Here is a 16020-nt window from a genome sequence, read left to right as displayed (position 1 = left end):
CGCATGTAAAGCAGCGTCTGCGTGGCCGATCAGGCCGCCGCCGCGCGCTGCAGGCGGTCGCGAACCCCCTCCCAATCCGGGCTGGCAGGGGGGGTCTCGATCCAGATCAGTTTCACGCCCTCGTCGTCAAAGCCGCGCAGCACGGCAAACAGCTGCTGGGCGGTGGCGGCGGCATCGTCGGGCATGCGCCGCAGTACGAGCCGGGACGAGTGCGAGCGCAGCGCAGAGCGGGCATAAACGGCGATGTGGGCTGCGTCGGCGCCCAGCAGGTCCAGGCTGGTCTGCAGGGCCTTGGCGTCCATGAGCCGCACCTTGGCGGCGGGGGCGTAGTGGGCCTCCAGCGTGCCGGAAGCGCGGGGGGTGAGGGCGGGCAGGTCTTCCTTGGACAGCGGCGCAATGCCGCAGGCCGCAGCGATCTGCGCGCGCGTGATCGCGCCGGGGCGCAGCAGCACGGGCACGCCGCGGGTGCAGTCCACGATGGTGCTTTCAATGCCCACGCCACAGGGGCCGCCGTCCAGCACCAGCAGGTCGGTGCCTAGCTCGTCCTGTACATGCTGGGCGGTGGTGGGGCTCACACGGCCAAAGCGGTTGGCGCTGGGGGCGGCAACGCCCCACACGGGCGGCCCCCCCTGGTCGGTGCCGTCGATGGGTGCCGCACAGGCCTCCAGCAGCGCGTGCGCGACCGGGTGCGCCGGGCAGCGCAGGCCCACGCTGTCCTGCCCCCCTGTGGCCGCCGTGGCCACACCGGGCAGGCGGGGCAGGATGAGCGTCAGCGGGCCGGGCCAGAAGGCATCGACCAGCTTCTGCGCGAAGCCGGGCACCTCGCTGGCAAAGTGCGCAATGCCCTGGGCATTGGCCACATGCACGATCAGCGGGTGGTCGCTGGGGCGCCCCTTGGCTGCAAAAATCTGCGCCACGGCCGCGTCGCTGCCGGCGTCGGCGGCCAGGCCGTACACGGTTTCGGTGGGCAGGCCCAGCAGCGCGCCGCTGCGCACCGCGCGCGCTGCGGCGGCGATGGCCGAAGGATCTTTGCCGTCAAGGATCATGGTCAGAACGCGTCAATGCCCAGCAGTGCAGCCGCCTTCAGGGCGGTGGCGCGCGCGGCGTCGGGCGTGGCGCCGGTCACGTTGAGGTGGCCCATCTTGCGACCGCGCTTGGCATCGCGCTTGCCGTACAGGTGCAAATGGGTGCCGGGCAGGGCCAGCACCTGGTCCCACGGGGGCGTCTGTTCGGTGTCGCTCTGGGCAAACCACAGGTCACCCAGCAGGTTGAGCATCACGGCGGGGCTGTGCTGGCGGGGCTGGGTCAGCGGCAGGCGGGCCATGGTGCGCACCTGCAGCTCGAACTGCGACACATCGCAGGCGTTTTGGCTGTAGTGGCCGCTGTTGTGTGGGCGCGGGGCGATCTCGTTGACCACCAGGCTGCCATCCTGCAGAACAAAGAATTCCACACACAGCACGCCCACGTACTGCAGGCCTTCTGCTACAGATTTCGTAGCTGCTACCGCTTGTGCAGCAAGCGCAGAAGGCAAATTTTCTTCATACACCTCGGTCACGGCCAGGATGCCGTCGCGGTGCAGGTTGCGCTGCACGGGCAGGTGCACCATGGCGCCATCAGCACCGCGCGCCACGATCACCGAGCATTCCAGCGCCAGCGGCAGCATTTTCTCCAGCACGCAGGGCACCTTGCCCACCGCATCCCAGGCGGCGGCCAGCTCAGCGGTGGTCTTTACGCGCACCTGGCCCTTGCCGTCGTAGCCCATGCGGGCGGTCTTGAGGATGCCTGGCAGCAGATCCTGCGAGGTCGCGGCGAGTTGTTCGGCCGTCTCGATGACCGCGTAGGGCGCGCAGGGCACGCCACAGGCCACGAAGTGGGCCTTCTCGCGGGCGCGGTCCTGCGCCACGGACACCGCACTGGCGGCGGGCGACACGGGCCGCTGTGCGGCCAGCGTGGCCAGCGCGGCGGCGGGCACGTTCTCGAATTCGGTGGTCACCGCATCGGCCACGCGCGCCAGTGCGGCCAGGCCCTGCGGATCTTCGTAGTCCGTCTGGATATGGTGGTGGCTCACCAGCCCGGCAGGGCTGGTGGGGTCGGCGTCGAGCACGGCCGTGAAGTAGCCCATGGCCTGGGCCTGGTGCACGAACATGCGGCCCAGCTGGCCGCCACCGAGCACGCCCAGCGTGCTGCCGGGCAAGAGGGGCGTGGCAACGTCACTCATGCGGCGGGCGGCAGGGTCATGTTGCGGGCCACCTCGGTCTGCTCGGCGCGGAAGGCTTCCAGCCGCTGGCGCAGTTCGGGGCTTTCATTGGCCAGCAGGGCCACGGCAAACAGGGCCGCGTTGGCGGCGCCCGCCGTACCGATGGCGAATGTGGCCACGGGGATGCCCTTGGGCATCTGCACGATGCTGTGCAGCGAATCCACCCCCTGCAGGTGGCGGCTGGCCACGGGCACGCCCAGCACGGGCACGGGGGTCTTGGCGGCGATCATGCCGGGCAGGTGGGCGGCACCGCCCGCGCCGGCAATGATGGCCTTCAGGCCCCGGCTGGCGGCGCTTTCGGCATAGGCGAACATGTCGTCGGGCATGCGGTGGGCCGAGACCACGCGGGCCTCGTGGGCGATGCCGAACTGTTCAAGAATCTGCACTGCATGCTGCATGGTGTCCCAGTCGCTGCTGGAACCCATGACCACGCCGATCTGGATGGGTTTCATGGTGGTTTGGGGGCGGCGGCAGTGCGCAGGGCCTGCCGCACCGCTGTGGGTGGAACCCGCGATTTTACTTTTTGCGCTTCCCTGCGCGGCCTGGGGCTGTTTCCATGCGCCAAAATAGCGCGAACCCACCAGCTCCACCGGCCTTGGCCCGGCACCCACCACCATGATTGACGTCACCGTAGAGAACTTTGAAGCCGAGGTGGTTGCCGCCTCGATGAACGTGCCCGTGCTGGTGGACTTCTGGGCGCCCTGGTGTGGCCCCTGCAAGTCGCTGGGCCCGGTGCTGGAAAAGCTCGAAACCGAATACGCAGGCCGCTTCAAGCTCGCCAAGATCGACTCCGACCAGGAGCAGCAGCTTGCCGGGATGTTCGGCATCCGCAGCATTCCCACCTGCGTGCTGCTCATGAACGGACAGCCCGTGGACGGCTTCATGGGCGCCCTGCCTGAAGGCCAGGTGCGCGCCTTCCTCGACAAGCATGTGCCCACCGCCGAAGAAATGGTGGCCGAAGCCGAGGAAGAAGAGGCCCAGGAGGCCCTGGCCGATGGCGACACGGGCACGGCCCTCGAAAAACTGCAGCACGCGGTGGTGACCGACCCGTCCAACGACGATGCACGTTTCGACTACGTCAAGCTGTTGCTGCAGCTGCGCCGCGAGGACGACGCCAAGGTCGCGTTTGCCCCCGTCATCGCCAAAGCCGCCGTGTCGCGCAAGCTCGGCGCGCTCAAGACTTGGATGGATGCTATTGATTTTGTAGCTATTGGTGCATATGGGGAGCGCGCAGAGGCCGATTTTGAGGCAAAAATCACCGCCAACAAACGCGATTTCGACACCCGCTACGCCCGCGCCCGCTGGCTGATGGCCCAGCAACGCTGGACCGATGCCATGGACGAGCTGCTGGAAATCCTCATGCGCGACAAGGCCTGGAGCGAGGAGATCGCCCGCAAGACCTATGTCGCCATCCTCGAAGTCATCGAGGCCCCCAAACCCAAGGTGGCCGAGGGCCAGATCCCGCCCGAAGACCCGGTGGTGGCCACGTACCGGCGCCGGTTGTCGAGTGTGGTGCTGAGCTGAAAGCCTGCGGATGGGGGCGCGGCTGAACGGCGTGCAGGCGTTCATCACCTGGATGCTGTTGCCGTGTCGGCCCCTGCTGGCCGGGGGGTTGCATGGCGCGGCGATTGCCCGGCTGTCCGCTGTGGCACTGTGCTGCAGCTTCCTGCTGGGGTGCGCCGGCCGACCGCCTGCCCCCGATGCCATTGTTTCGGGCGTGGCCCTGGCCCGAGAGCGCGTGGTGCTGCCCCCGGAGGCCGTGTTCGAGGCCACGCTGCTGGATGTCACCCACCCTGACGTGGCCCCGGTGGTGCTGGGCCGCCAGCGCAGCACCCCTGCCGGGCAGGCGCCTTTTGCGATCTGGATTCCCTACCCTTCTTCACGGTTTGTGCCCAAGGGCCGCTACGAGGTGCGCGCCACGGTGACCCTGGAGGGGCGCCTGCTGCTGGCGACGGACAAGCGCCATCCGGTGCCGCAGGACGCTGCATTTCGCCGCGTGGATGTTCAGTTGCAGCGGTTGCTGCCTCAAGCCGCCACGGTGGAAGCCAGTGTGCCCTTGGTGCTGACCTACTGGCGGCTGGTCGAGATAGAGGGCGAGGCCGTGGGGCGCCCGCCAGAGGGGGCGGTTACCCCGCACCTGGTGTTGCAAGCGGATGAGCCACGAGTGGCAGGCTCGGGCGGGTGCAACCGGTTTCTTGCGGACTACGCGTTGCAAGGCGGGCGGCTGCGTTTTGAGCGCCTGGTCTCCAACATCGCGCTGTGCTTACCAGCCAGCGGGACGGAAACGCGGTTTTTCGAGGCGTTGCTGGCGGTGCAGAGTTTCCGGCAACAAGGATCGCAGTTGGTGCTGCGGGGCGGCGAAGGGCAGACACTGCTGCGCTTCGAGTCCGCAGAGACATTTCTGGACTGACCGCCCTGCAATGGGGGCGGAGGCAAGCGCCGACGGCGCCCGCCAGATTCAGCGGGCGGTCAGCCGCTCCAGCGCTTCGCGGTACTTGGCGGCCGTCTTCTCGATCACCTCCTGTGGCAGGCGCGGCGCGGGAGCAGTCTTGTCCCAGAGCTTGCCGCCCACCTTGGCCTGTTCCAGCCAGTCGCGCACGAACTGTTTGTCGTAGCTGGGCGGGTTGGCGCCCTGGGCCAGCGCGTCGGCGTAGCCTTCCACGGGCCAGTAGCGTGAGCTGTCAGGGGTGAGCACCTCGTCCATCAGCACCAGCGTGCCATCGGGCGCCAGGCCGAACTCGAATTTTGTGTCGGCAATGATCATGCCCTTGGTGAGTGCGATCTCGGCAGCGGCCTGGTAGATCGCGATGCTCAGGTCGCGGATGCGGGTGGCCAGGTCCAGGCCAATCATCTCCACCGTGCGCTCGAAGGTGATGTTTTCGTCGTGCTCGCCCACGGCCGCCTTGGCGGCGGGCGTGTAGATGGGGGCGGGCAGCTTGGCCGCGTTGGTCAGGCCTTCGGGCAGCGGCACGCCGCAGACCGAGCGCGATTCCTGGTACTCCTTCCAGCCGCTGCCAGCCAGGTAGCCGCGCACCACGGCTTCCACCGGGATGGGCTTCAGGCGCTGCACCAGCATCGAGCGGCCACGCACCTGGGCCACTTCCTCGGGCTTGACCACGCTCTCGGGGGCGTCGCCTGTGAGGTGGTTGGGGCAGATGTGGCCGAGCTTGTCGAACCAGAACAGCGCCATCTGCGTGAGCAACTCGCCCTTGCCAGGGATGGGTTCGCCCATGATCACGTCGAAGGCCGAGAGGCGGTCGCTGGCCACCATCAGGATGCGGTCGTCGCCCACGGCGTAGTTGTCGCGCACCTTGCCGCGTGCCAGCAGGGGCAGCGACGTGAGGGCAGAGGTGTGCAGGGCGTTGGAGCTGGGCTGGGTCATGGTGTCGGTGTGGGCGGTCGATATCCGCAGCGGGCAATCCGAAGAAGAACGGGTGGGGCGAAGCGCTTGCGGGCGGGGCCCGGCGCAACCCAAGGATTTTACGCGCCGGGCCCGGGCGCGCCTGCAAGGCCCCGGGTGCGGGCAAAAACGGGGGGGCGCAGGTGGCGCGGGGCTGCGTGGTGCGTAGGGGCGGGACGGGGTAAGCGCCCTTGGGGCACACTGTGCGGCCCTGACTTTGACCGGGCCACCTGCGGCCTTTGCCTGTGTCCACCACGACTGCCCCTGCGCTCACTCCCCGCCGCGAACTCTGGCTGCTGCTGACCCTGGCTGGCATCCAGTTCACCCACATCCTCGACTTCATGATCATGATGCCGCTCGGGCCGCAGTTCACGCGGCTGTTCGCCATCAGCGACGCGCAGTTTGGCCTGCTGGTGTCGGCCTACACGCTGTCGGCGGGGGCGTCGGGGCTGCTCGCTTCCACCTACATCGACCGGTTTGGCCGCAAGCGGCTGCTGCTGGTGCTGTATGTGCTGTTCGGGCTGGCGACGCTGGCCTGCGGCGTGGCGCCCACCTACGGCACGCTCATGGCGGCGCGCATCCTGGCGGGGGCGTTTGGCGGCGTGCTGTCGGCCCTGTCGCAGACCATCGTGGCGGACGTGGTTCCGTTCGAGCGGCGCGGGCGGGCGATGGGGATCGTCATGACTTCGTTTGCGGTGTCCACTGTGGCGGGGGTGCCCCTGGGGCTGATCCTGGCTGAGCATGGAGGCTGGAACCTGCCCTTCATCGCCATCGCGGCCTTGGTCGGGGTGCTGGCCATCCAGGCCGCCCGCACGTTGCCGCCCTTGACGGCCCATGTGCAGGCGGCGGGTGGCCGCTCGGCGTTCTCGGGCATTGCGCAGGTGCTGGCCGACCCGAACCACCGCTGGGCTTTTGTGTACTCAGCGCTGCTGGTGTCCACGGGGTTCACGGTGATTCCCTACATCACCATCTACATGCAGGCCAATGCCGGGGTGCGGGCCGACCAGATTCCGCTGGCTTATCTGTGCGGGGGCATCGCCACGTTGTTCTCCGCGCGCTGGTTTGGCCGCTGGACCGACCGCTGGGGCAAGGTGCGCACCTTCCGCGCCTTGGTGCTGGCCTCGGTGCCGTGTCTGCTCGGAATCACGCTGTGCCAGTGGCTGCCGCTCTGGGGCGTGCTGCTGGTGTCCACCCTGATGTTCGCCTTCGTGAGCGGACGCATGATTCCGGGGATGGCCATCGTCACCTCGGCGGCGCAGCCCGCCTTGCGGGGCACGTTCATGACCCTGAATGCGTCGGTGCAGTCTGCCGCCATGGGGGTGGCGTCTTTTGTGGGCGGGGTGTTGATCAGCCGCGATGCGCAGGGGCTGGTACAGAACTACTGGGTGGCCGCGCTGGTGGGCATTTCGGCCGGTGTACTGTCGATGCTGGTGGTGGGGCGCCTGCATCTGCACGGGGCCACCCCTGCGGCGCGCTAGAGGGGCATGGGCGGTGTACGGCTTCTGGCCCCCTTGCGAACTTGCTCATTGTGCGCGCTTTTTGGGGGCTTGGCACCTTGGCAGGCATAACCCAGCGGGCCGGGGCGGTATGGGATTGCTTTTCGGGGAGGGCAGGGGCATAGTGAACTCACGTCAACGGATGCATCCAAGTTCGCCGAGCCGCTCCTCTGATCCAGGGCGGCGTTTTTCCCACCGAGAGCTACAGGAGACTTATTTATGAACTTGACGATCAGCGGTCACCACCTCGAAGTTACCCCCGCCTTGCGCAGCTATGTCACCACCAAGCTGGATCGGATCACCCGCCATTTTGACCAAGTTGTTGATGTCAAGGTACTGCTGACGGTAGAGAAGCAAAAGGAAAAGGAAAAGAGACAGCGAGCGGAATGCAACATCCACGTGAAGGGCAACGACCTGTTTGCCGAAAGCTCCCACGCAGACCTCTATGCCGCAGTGGACGAGTTGGTGGACAAGATGGACCGCCAGGTGGTGCGCCACAAGGATCGCTTGCAGGACCACCACCACGAAGCCGCCAAGCGCGAACTGCACGCTTGATGCGCCAGCCCTGAGCTTGGCACAGCAGCCGCCCCCTCCCGGGCGGTTTTTTTGTTGCCCGACGCGCCGTGCTCAGGGTTTTCGCCAATATGTGCATAATTGTTACCCTTGACCATGAACCGACTCGCCTCCATCCTGCCCTCCGCTCAAGTGCTTGTGAGTGTTGACGCCACCAGCAAGAAGCGTGCTTTTGAAGAAGCGGGTCTGCTGTTCGAAAGCCAGCACGGCCTCTCGCGGGCGCTGATCACCGACAGCCTGTTTGCGCGTGAGCGCCTGGGCTCCACGGGGCTCGGCCATGGCGTGGCCATCCCGCACGGGCGCATCAAGGGCCTGAAGGCGCCCATGGCGGCTGTGTTCCAGCTGCTCAATCCCATCGGTTTTGATGCCCCTGACGAGTTGCCGGTGGGCTTGCTGATCTTTTTGCTGGTGCCCGAGGCTGCCACGCAGAAGCACCTGGAAATCCTCTCCGAAATTGCCGAGTTGCTGAGCGACTCGGCCCTGCGCGAAAAGCTCAAGGCCTGCACCGATGCCGCCGAGTTGCACGGCATGATTGCAGGCTGGCAGTCCACGCAGGCCGCCTGATCTCCCGCCCCACGCGCTGTGGCCCCTCCTCTGATCTGATTGAGCACTGACCTGCCGTGAAGCCCAATGTTGTCAGTGCCGATGTGCTTTTCGAGGAATTCCGTGGCCTCCTGAAATGGGAGTGGGTCGCGGGTCTGGGGGCATCGGAGCGGCGGTTTGATGAAGTGGCCGTGCGTTCTGCACGGTCCGGGGCCGATCTGGTCGGTTACCTCAACTACATCCACCCCTACCGCGTCCAGATTCTGGGCGAACGCGAAATCGCGTACCTGAGCAACGCGTCACCCGACGACTGCAAGCGCCGCATTGCGCGCATCGTGACGCTGGAGCCGCCCGTGCTGGTGCTGGCCGACAACCAGACCGCGCCCGATGCGCTGGTGTCCATGTGCGAGCGTGCGCAGATTCCGATGTTCTCCACGCACGAGTCGTCGGCGTTTGTCATCGACGTGCTCCGCGCCTACCTGTCCAAGCACTTTGCCGACCGCACCACCATGCACGGCGTGTTCATGGACATCCTGGGCCTGGGCGTGCTGATCACCGGCGAATCGGGCCTGGGCAAGAGCGAGCTGGGTCTGGAGCTGATCTCGCGCGGCAATGGCCTGGTGGCCGACGATGCCGTGGACTTTTTCCGCATCAACCAGACCACCATCGAGGGCAAGTGCCCCGAGCTGCTGCAGAACCTGCTGGAAGTGCGCGGCATCGGACTATTGGACATCCGCGCCATCTTTGGCGAGACGGCCGTTCGCCGCAAGATGCGCCTCAAGCTCATCGTGCACCTGGTGCGCAAAGAGACGCTGGAGCGCGACTACGAACGCCTGCCCTACGAGCCGCTCACTCAGGACGTGCTGGGCGTGCCCGTGCTCAAGGTCGTGATCCAGGTGGTGGCCGGCCGCAACATCGCCGTGCTGGTCGAAGCCGCTGTGCGCAACACCATCCTGCAGCTGCGCGGCATTGACACCTACCAGGAATTCGTCGAACGCCACCGTCGCGCCATGGAGCGCGACACGGGGGGTTAGTTTGCTCTTTATTTGATAGCTGCTTGCGCTTGATGGATAGGCGCTGGCGGCAATTCAGACCACAATCCTTCCAAAACTGGCGCGCCCGACGCCAGTGCTCCCGCGCAAGGGCCGCCCCGCCGCGCTGGGGGCGTCCCCCTTCAGGGGGATGGCGCGAAGCGACTCAGGGGGTTACCCTTTTTTTGCGCAGGTGGCGCATTGGCCGTACAGCGCCATCGTGTGGTCCTGCACCAGCCACCCCTTGGCCTTGGCCACGGCGTGCTGGCGCTTTTCGATCTCGGCGTCGTAGAACTCTTCCACCTTGCCGCAGGACGTGCAGATGAAGTGGTCGTGGTGCTGGCCCTCATTGAGCTCGTACACCGCCTTGCCGCTTTCGAAGTTGCTGCGGATCAGGATGCCCGCCTGCTCGAACTGCGTGAGCACCCGGTACACGGTGGCCAGGCCAATGTCCGAGCGCTCCTCCAGCAGCACGCGGAACACGTCTTCGGCCGTCATGTGGCGCTGCGTGCCTTTCTGGAAGATCTCCATGATCTTCAGGCGGGGCAGCGTGGCCTTGAGTCCCGTGCTTTTGAGTTCGTCGATATTGGTCATGGCATGCTCCTTCGGGTGCTGGCCCCCACCTCAAGGCCTGGGGGGCAGCCGCTACAATGCGGCGATCATATCCTCAGCCCTTTTACCCATGCCCGTCAAAGCCCGTTGCAGCGCCCGCCTGGGCCTGGTCCTGTTGATCGGCGCCAGCATGGCCGCCCTGGCCGGTTGTGGCAGCCTCGATGGCGCCAGCAGCCGCATCGCCGGCATCGTGAAGCCCTACAAGGTCGATGTGGTGCAGGGCAACTTTGTGTCGCGCGAGCAGGTACAAGCCCTGCAGCCCGGCATGAGCCGCCAGCAGGTGCGCGAAATCCTGGGCACGCCCCTGGTCACCAGCCTGTTCCATGCCGACCGCTGGGAGTATGTGTTCACTCTCAAGCGCCCGGGGGAAGACATCCAGACCCGCAAGCTGACTGCGTTTTTCAAGGGCGATGTGCTGGACCGTTCCGAGGGCGACGAAATGCCTTCCGAAACGGAGTTCGTCGCCACGCTGGGTGCCCGGGATGGCGCCAAGGGCAAGGTGCCCACGCTGGAAGCCACGCCGGAGCAGCTCTCCAAATACCCGGCAGCCGCCCGCCCGGCCCCCGCGCCCGCTGCGGCATCCACGGCGCCCATGCCTACCACTACCAGTTACCCGCCGCTCGACGCGCCTGCGCGCTGATGCCAGTGGCCCCCCGCAGCACAGGGTGCGATCTCTGAGCTGCCACCCAACCGAACAGGATTTTCATGACAGGGACACCAACACCCGCCGCCGTGACCACCCCTTGCCGCGTGGCTGTGGCCGGCGCGTCGGGCCGCATGGGCCGCATGCTGATCGAAGCCATCCGCGCCAGCGACGACTGCGTGCTGGCCGGTGCACTCGACATCGCCGCCAGCCCCGCCGTGGGCTCGGACGCTACCGCCTTTCTGGGCCATGCGAGTGGCGTGGCCATCACGGCCGACATCGCGGCAGGCCTCAAGAACGCCGACGTGCTGATCGACTTCACCCGCCCTGAAGGCACGCTGGCCCACCTGGCCGTGTGCAGCCAGCTGGGCGTGAAGGCCGTCATCGGCACCACCGGCTTTACCGACGCGCAAAAGGCCGAACTTGACGCCTACGCACAGCGCACCGCCATCATGTTCTCGCCCAACATGAGCGTGGGCGTGAACGTCACGCTCAAGCTGCTGCAGATGGCTGCCAAGGCCATGGCCACCGGCTACGACATCGAGATCATCGAAGCCCACCACCGCCACAAGGTGGATGCGCCTTCGGGCACCGCGCTCAAGATGGGGGAGGTGATTGCCGAAGCCCTGGGCCGCGATCTCAAGGACTGCGCCGTGTACGCCCGCGAAGGCGTGACGGGCGAGCGCGACCCCTCCAGCATCGGCTTTGCTGCCATCCGTGGCGGCGACATCGTGGGCGATCACACCGTGCTGTTTGCCGGCATTGGCGAGCGCATTGAGGTCACCCACAAGTCCTCCAGCCGCGCCACGTATGCGCAGGGCGCCTTGCGCGCCGTGCGTTTCCTGGCGGCCCACAAGACCGGCATGTTCGACATGTTCGACGTGCTGGGCTTGAACTGATCCGTCGATTTCCATGGACGCCCTCCACTGGTGGCGCCAGGGCGATGCCGTGACCCAGGGCGCGGCCCTGGTGCTGCTGGTCATGTCGGTGGCGAGCTGGGTGGTTATCGTCTGGAAGCTGCGGCTCATGCGCCAGGCCACGGCCGATGTGGCGCGTTGCACAGCGGCGTTCTGGCAGGCGCCCTCCATGGAAGTCGCCACCCAGCGTCTGCAGTCTTTTGACCGCTCTGCGCTGGTCCTGCCTCTGGTTGTTGCTGCAAATTCAATAGCAATCCCGTCCATGCCCGACGCGCCGGCCTCGCTGGCCAGCGCGGGCAGCCTGTCCCAGCGGCTCACGCGGGTGCTGCGCGACGCATTGCACGAAGTGCTCGGGCGCCTGCAGTTCGGGCAGGTGCTGCTGGCCACGGTGGGCTCCACCGCACCGTTTGTGGGGCTGCTGGGCACGGTGTGGGGCATCTACCATGCGCTCACCGCCATGGCAGGTGCAGGGCAGATCACCATCGACCGCGTTTCCGGCCCCGTGGGCGAGGCCCTGGTCATGACCGCTGCCGGGTTGGCGGTGGCCATTCCTGCCGTGCTGGCCTACAACGTGTTTGGCCGCTTGATTGGCCGCATCGAGGCCGACCTGGAAGGTTTTGCGCGCGATCTGCGCGAACTGCTCATCGACACGGCGCCTGTCCAGAGCTTGGCTGGCACCACAGAAGGCATGAGCAAGGCGGGCCGACCCGCCGCCGGACCGCCCCAAGGCGGGGCAGCCTCCGTGGGGGGCAGCGAGCCACGCGCAGCGGGGAGCGTGGGGGCATGAGTTTCGGACGACTCGAACGCACCACCGGGCCGCAGCCCATGAGCGACATCAACATGACGCCGCTGGTGGACGTGATGCTGGTGCTGGTGGTCATCTTCATCCTCACGGCACCGCTGCTGGCCAGCTCCATCCGGCTGGACCTGCCGCGCACCGAGGGCGCCACGCCCGGCACGGCCCCGCAATTCGTCACGCTGGTGGTGAATGCCTCGGGCCAGGCCTTTCTGGATGATCAGCCCCTGTCGCAGGCCGCCCTGGCCGAGCGCCTGCGCCGCATTGGCGCCGAGCGGCCCGACACCGAAATCCAGCTGCGCGCCGACGCTGCCGTGCCCTATGGCCGCGTGGTCGAAGTCATGGGCGCAGCCCACCTGGCGGGGCTGCAGCGCATCGGATTTGTGGCCGAACCGGCAGCCAAGCCCGCCCCACCTGCCGCCCCAGCCCTGTCGCGCTGACGCGCGTTGGCGGGTGGCCCGCCTTCGCCGGGCCCTGACCGCCTAAAATCCCTGCAGCGCGGCCAGCGGCTGCACTCTTCTCTCACCCCGAGCCCCCATGCAAGACAAATACTCTCCCCAAGACGTCGAGCGCGCCGCGCACGACCACTGGACCGCCACCGACGCCTACCGCGTGACGGAAGACACCAGCAAGAAGAAGTTCTACGCCTGCTCGATGCTGCCCTACCCCAGCGGCAAGCTGCACATGGGCCATGTGCGCAACTACACCATCAACGACATGCTCACGCGCTACCTGCGCATGAACGGCCACAACGTCCTGATGCCCATGGGCTGGGACGCGTTCGGTCTGCCCGCTGAAAACGCCGCGCTGAAAAACGGTGTGCCGCCTGCCAAGTGGACGTACGAAAACATCGCGTACATGAAGAAGCAGATGCAGGCCATGGGCCTGGCCATCGACTGGAGCCGCGAAGTCGCCACCTGCGACCCCGAGTACTACAAGTGGAACCAGTGGCTGTTCCTGAAGATGCTGGAAAAGGGCATTGCCTACCGCAAGACCCAGGTCGTGAACTGGGACCCGGTGGACCAGACTGTGCTGGCCAACGAGCAGGTGATCGACGGCAAGGGCTGGCGCACCGGTGCCACGGTCGAGAAGCGTGAGATCCCTGGCTACTACCTCAAGATCACCGACTACGCCGAAGAGCTGCTGGGTTTTGTGACCGGCGACAAGCTGCCCGGCTGGCCCGAGCGTGTGAAGCTGATGCAGGAAAACTGGATCGGCAAGAGCGAAGGCGTGCGCTTTGCGTTCACGCACGACATTGCGGGCGACGACGGCGCGCTGATCGGCGACGGCAAGATGTACGTGTTCACCACGCGCGCCGACACCATCATGGGCGTGACCTTCTGCGCCGTGGCGCCCGAGCACCCGCTGGCCGCACATGCCGCCAAAACCAACCCTGCGCTCCAAGCCTTCATCGAAGAGTGCAAGAGCGGCGGCACCACCGAGGCCGAGCTAGCCACGCAAGAGAAGAAGGGCGTGCCCACGGGCTTGTTCGTCACGCACCCGCTCACCGACGAAAAGGTCGAGGTCTGGGTCGGCAACTACGTGCTCATGGGCTACGGCGACGGCGCCGTGATGGGCGTGCCCGCGCACGACGAACGCGACTTTGCCTTCGCCCTCAAGTACGGCATCGAGATCAAGCAGGTGGTGCTGGTGGATGGTGAGACGCTCAACTACCACCAGTGGCAGGACTGGTACGGCGACAAGCAGCGCGGCGTCACCATCAACTCCGACAGCTTCAGCGGCCTGAACTACAAGGATGCCGTGAACGCCGTGGCCCATGCATTGCAGCAAAAGGGCCTGGGCGAGAAGAAGACGACCTGGCGCCTGCGCGACTGGGGTGTGAGCCGCCAGCGCTACTGGGGCACGCCGATCCCCATCATCCATTGCGATGAACACGGTGCCGTGCCCGTGCCCGAGAAGGATCTGCCGGTGGTGCTGCCCACCGACTGCGTGCCCGACGGCTCGGGCAATCCGCTGCACAAGCACGAAGGCTTCCACGCTGGCGTGACCTGCCCCGTGTGTGGCAAGGCTGCGCGCCGCGAGACGGACACCATGGACACCTTCGTGGACAGCTCGTGGTACTTCATGCGGTATTGCGACCCCAAGAACGCCGATGCTATGGTGGCCGGTGGTGCGGATTACTGGATGCCGATGGACCAGTACATCGGCGGCATCGAACACGCCATCCTGCACCTGCTGTACGCCCGCTTCTGGACCAAGGTCATGCGCGACCTGGGCTTGGTGAAAGTGGACGAGCCCTTCACCAAACTGCTAACGCAAGGCATGGTGCTCAACCACATCTACAGCCGCCGCACCGCCAAGGGCGGCAAGGACTACTTCTGGCCGCACGACGTGGAGCATGTGCTCGATGAAGGCGGCAAGATCATCGGCGCCAAGCTCAAGAACGAAGCCACCAGCGGCGATGGCATGCTCAGCGTGGGCACACCCATCGACTACGAGGGCGTGGGCACCATGTCCAAGTCCAAGAACAACGGCGTGGACCCGCAGGACCTGATTGAGAAGTACGGCGCCGACACCGCTCGCCTGTACACCATGTTCACCGCCCCACCCGAAGCCACGCTGGAGTGGAACGATGCGGCCGTGGAAGGCAGCTACCGCTTCCTGCGCCGTGTGTGGAACTTCGGCGTGAAGCTCGCCGCCATTGACCGCGATGCCGCCATGGCCAGCGTGGCCGGTGCCAGCAGCCTGCAGGACGTGCAGTTTGGTAAAGAGGCCAAGGCCCTGCGCCTGGAAATCCACAACGTGCTCAAGCAGGTGGACTACGACTACCAGCGCATGCAGTACAACACCGTGGTGTCGGGTGCGATGAAGATGATCAACGCGCTCGAAGACTTCAAGGCCACCGATTCGGCCGGTGCCCAGGTGGCGCTGATCGAAGGTTTTGGCATCCTGCTGCGCAGCTTGTACCCTGCCACGCCCCACATCGCCCACAGCCTGTGGGAAGGCCTGGGCTACGCGGGTGCGCTGGGCGATCTGCTCGACGCGCCCTGGCCGCAGGTGGATGCCGGTGCGCTGGTGCAGGACGAGATCGAACTCATGCTGCAGGTCAACGGCAAGCTGCGTGGCTCCATCCTGGTGCCCGCGCAGGCCGACAAGGCCGAGATCGAGCGCATCGCGCTGGCCAGCGAAGCCTTTGTGGCCCAGGCCGCAGGCGCTCATCCGAAGCGCGTGATTGTGGTGCCGGGCCGCCTGGTGAACGTGGTGGTCTGACCCCATGAACAAACGCACCCTGCTCAGCCTGGCCCCCGTGGCCCTGTTGTCTGCCTGCGGATTCCGGCTGCGCGGCGTGCCGGAGTTCGGCTTCAACTCACTCTACATTGCCGCCCCTGCCAGCTCGCCGCTGGCACGGGAGCTGCAGCGCACGCTGGAGGGATCGGGCGGCCAGCTGCAGCTGCTGCGCGACCCGGCGGCCATGCCCACGGCCGAAGCCATTCTGGATTTGCTGCAGGAGCAGCAGGAGCGTGCGGTGGTGGGGCTCAATGCCTCGGGCCAGGTGCGCGAGCTGCAGTTGCGCCTGCGCATCAAGTTCCGCCTGCGCACCCCTGCGGGCGCGGAACTGATTCCCGAGACCGAGCTGCTGCAGCAGCGCGACATCAGCTACAACGAAACCATCGCCCTGGCCAAGGAGGCCGAAGAGGCGCTGCTCTACCGCAACATGCGGACCGACCTGGTGCAGCAGCTCATGCGGCGCCTGTCGCTCACCCGTCCGGCCAAGTAGCGGGGCTCAAAAA

At 66.5% G+C, this 16020-nt stretch carries 17 protein-coding genes; 12 read left to right on the top strand and 5 right to left on the bottom strand.

What is annotated here, in order from left to right; all coding sequences use genetic code 11:
- Positions 1–29 precede the first annotated feature (29 nt).
- The 3 genes from ACYZGB_RS00190 to purE are packed head-to-tail and all read right to left on the bottom strand — an operon-like array spanning position 30 to position 2709.
- On the bottom strand, positions 30–1046 hold the full coding sequence (locus ACYZGB_RS00190) for an L-threonylcarbamoyladenylate synthase (RefSeq protein ID WP_462386097.1): 1017 nt from the start codon (positions 1044–1046) through the stop codon (positions 30–32).
- 2 nt (positions 1047–1048) lie between these two features.
- On the bottom strand, positions 1049–2218 hold the full coding sequence (locus ACYZGB_RS00185) for a 5-(carboxyamino)imidazole ribonucleotide synthase (protein WP_462386096.1): 1170 nt from the start codon (positions 2216–2218) through the stop codon (positions 1049–1051).
- Positions 2215–2709 (bottom strand): 5-(carboxyamino)imidazole ribonucleotide mutase, encoded by a 495-nt coding sequence (gene purE, locus ACYZGB_RS00180; protein ID WP_063461753.1) that lies wholly within the window; start codon positions 2707–2709, stop codon positions 2215–2217. Before purE ends, ACYZGB_RS00185 begins: the two co-directional genes overlap by 4 nt.
- Before the next feature lie 163 nt (positions 2710–2872).
- Between purE and trxA the strand changes: the two genes are divergently transcribed.
- Together trxA and ACYZGB_RS00170 are read left to right on the top strand one after the other, a co-directional pair.
- Entirely contained in the window at positions 2873–3781 is a 909-nt protein-coding gene (gene trxA / locus ACYZGB_RS00175; RefSeq protein WP_462386095.1) for a thioredoxin, read from the top strand.
- A gap of 10 nt (positions 3782–3791) precedes the next feature.
- Positions 3792–4667 carry an META domain-containing protein gene (locus tag ACYZGB_RS00170; protein WP_462386093.1) on the top strand — a complete coding sequence of 292 codons (876 nt, stop codon included), beginning with the start codon at positions 3792–3794 and terminating at the stop codon, positions 4665–4667.
- A 48-nt stretch (positions 4668–4715) separates the two neighbouring features.
- On the opposite strand, the gene ACYZGB_RS00165 is transcribed toward ACYZGB_RS00170, so the two are convergent.
- On the bottom strand, positions 4716–5639 hold the full coding sequence (locus ACYZGB_RS00165) for a phosphoribosylaminoimidazolesuccinocarboxamide synthase (RefSeq protein WP_462386092.1): 924 nt from the start codon (positions 5637–5639) through the stop codon (positions 4716–4718).
- A 263-nt stretch (positions 5640–5902) separates the two neighbouring features.
- Here ACYZGB_RS00165 and ACYZGB_RS00160 point away from each other — a divergent pair, with 263 nt between their 5' ends.
- From ACYZGB_RS00160 to hprK, 4 genes are all read left to right on the top strand, one after another.
- Positions 5903–7135, top strand: coding sequence for an MFS transporter (locus ACYZGB_RS00160; RefSeq protein WP_462386090.1), 1233 nt, complete (start codon positions 5903–5905; stop codon positions 7133–7135).
- Between the two features lie 237 nt (positions 7136–7372).
- Entirely contained in the window at positions 7373–7708 is a 336-nt protein-coding gene (hpf, locus tag ACYZGB_RS00155; RefSeq protein ID WP_063461723.1) for a ribosome hibernation-promoting factor, HPF/YfiA family, read from the top strand.
- A gap of 114 nt (positions 7709–7822) precedes the next feature.
- Complete coding sequence (locus tag ACYZGB_RS00150; protein WP_137749207.1) at positions 7823–8290, top strand: PTS sugar transporter subunit IIA; 468 nt, start codon at positions 7823–7825, stop codon at positions 8288–8290.
- A gap of 56 nt (positions 8291–8346) precedes the next feature.
- Positions 8347–9303 (top strand): HPr(Ser) kinase/phosphatase, encoded by a 957-nt coding sequence (hprK, locus tag ACYZGB_RS00145; RefSeq protein WP_063461725.1) that lies wholly within the window; start codon positions 8347–8349, stop codon positions 9301–9303.
- A 171-nt stretch (positions 9304–9474) separates the two neighbouring features.
- Here hprK and fur read toward each other — a convergent pair whose 3' ends face one another.
- Complete coding sequence (gene fur, locus ACYZGB_RS00140; protein ID WP_462386089.1) at positions 9475–9894, bottom strand: ferric iron uptake transcriptional regulator; 420 nt, start codon at positions 9892–9894, stop codon at positions 9475–9477.
- Between the two features lie 88 nt (positions 9895–9982).
- On the opposite strand from fur, the gene ACYZGB_RS00135 reads away from it, so the two are divergent.
- From ACYZGB_RS00135 to ACYZGB_RS00110, 6 genes are all read left to right on the top strand, one after another.
- Complete coding sequence (locus ACYZGB_RS00135) at positions 9983–10552, top strand: outer membrane protein assembly factor BamE (protein ID WP_462386088.1); 570 nt, start codon at positions 9983–9985, stop codon at positions 10550–10552.
- Between the two features lie 65 nt (positions 10553–10617).
- Positions 10618–11454: a 4-hydroxy-tetrahydrodipicolinate reductase gene (gene dapB, locus ACYZGB_RS00130; RefSeq protein ID WP_462386087.1), complete on the top strand. Its 837-nt coding sequence runs from the start codon at positions 10618–10620 to the stop codon at positions 11452–11454.
- Positions 11455–11467: 13 nt separating this feature from the next.
- On the top strand, positions 11468–12259 hold the full coding sequence (locus ACYZGB_RS00125; RefSeq protein WP_462386086.1) for a MotA/TolQ/ExbB proton channel family protein: 792 nt from the start codon (positions 11468–11470) through the stop codon (positions 12257–12259).
- Complete coding sequence (locus ACYZGB_RS00120; RefSeq protein WP_462386085.1) at positions 12256–12708, top strand: ExbD/TolR family protein; 453 nt, start codon at positions 12256–12258, stop codon at positions 12706–12708. Before ACYZGB_RS00125 ends, ACYZGB_RS00120 begins: the two co-directional genes overlap by 4 nt.
- 97 nt (positions 12709–12805) lie before the next feature.
- A complete protein-coding gene (gene leuS / locus ACYZGB_RS00115) occupies positions 12806–15499 on the top strand; it encodes a leucine--tRNA ligase (RefSeq protein ID WP_462386084.1) in 2694 nt (897 codons plus the stop codon).
- A gap of 4 nt (positions 15500–15503) precedes the next feature.
- Positions 15504–16007: an LPS-assembly lipoprotein LptE gene (locus ACYZGB_RS00110; protein ID WP_063461731.1), complete on the top strand. Its 504-nt coding sequence runs from the start codon at positions 15504–15506 to the stop codon at positions 16005–16007.
- Positions 16008–16020: the final 13 nt, after the last annotated feature.

The organism is Acidovorax sp. Q11 (assembly GCF_054950075.1).
The sequence above is the reverse complement of the archived record's forward strand: the minus strand, read 5'-3'. Positions and strand labels throughout refer to the sequence as shown.

Bases quoted from the DNA above. Each gene is read 5' to 3' on its own strand.
- ACYZGB_RS00190 (WP_462386097.1), bottom strand. From the start codon at position 1,046: ATGATCCTTGACGGCAAAGATCCTTCGGCCATCGCCGCCGCAGCGCGC.
- ACYZGB_RS00185 (WP_462386096.1), bottom strand. From the start codon at position 2,218: ATGAGTGACGTTGCCACGCCCCTCTTGCCCGGCAGCACGCTGGGCGTG.
- purE (WP_063461753.1), bottom strand. From the start codon at position 2,709: ATGAAACCCATCCAGATCGGCGTGGTCATGGGTTCCAGCAGCGACTGG.
- trxA (WP_462386095.1), top strand. From the start codon at position 2,873: ATGATTGACGTCACCGTAGAGAACTTTGAAGCCGAGGTGGTTGCCGCC.
- ACYZGB_RS00170 (WP_462386093.1), top strand. From the start codon at position 3,792: ATGGGGGCGCGGCTGAACGGCGTGCAGGCGTTCATCACCTGGATGCTG.
- ACYZGB_RS00165 (WP_462386092.1), bottom strand. From the start codon at position 5,639: ATGACCCAGCCCAGCTCCAACGCCCTGCACACCTCTGCCCTCACGTCG.
- hpf (WP_063461723.1), top strand. From the start codon at position 7,373: ATGAACTTGACGATCAGCGGTCACCACCTCGAAGTTACCCCCGCCTTG.
- ACYZGB_RS00150 (WP_137749207.1), top strand. From the start codon at position 7,823: ATGAACCGACTCGCCTCCATCCTGCCCTCCGCTCAAGTGCTTGTGAGT.
- fur (WP_462386089.1), bottom strand. From the start codon at position 9,894: ATGACCAATATCGACGAACTCAAAAGCACGGGACTCAAGGCCACGCTG.
- ACYZGB_RS00135 (WP_462386088.1), top strand. From the start codon at position 9,983: ATGCCCGTCAAAGCCCGTTGCAGCGCCCGCCTGGGCCTGGTCCTGTTG.
- dapB (WP_462386087.1), top strand. From the start codon at position 10,618: ATGACAGGGACACCAACACCCGCCGCCGTGACCACCCCTTGCCGCGTG.
- ACYZGB_RS00125 (WP_462386086.1), top strand. From the start codon at position 11,468: ATGGACGCCCTCCACTGGTGGCGCCAGGGCGATGCCGTGACCCAGGGC.
- ACYZGB_RS00120 (WP_462386085.1), top strand. From the start codon at position 12,256: ATGAGTTTCGGACGACTCGAACGCACCACCGGGCCGCAGCCCATGAGC.
- leuS (WP_462386084.1), top strand. From the start codon at position 12,806: ATGCAAGACAAATACTCTCCCCAAGACGTCGAGCGCGCCGCGCACGAC.
- ACYZGB_RS00110 (WP_063461731.1), top strand. From the start codon at position 15,504: ATGAACAAACGCACCCTGCTCAGCCTGGCCCCCGTGGCCCTGTTGTCT.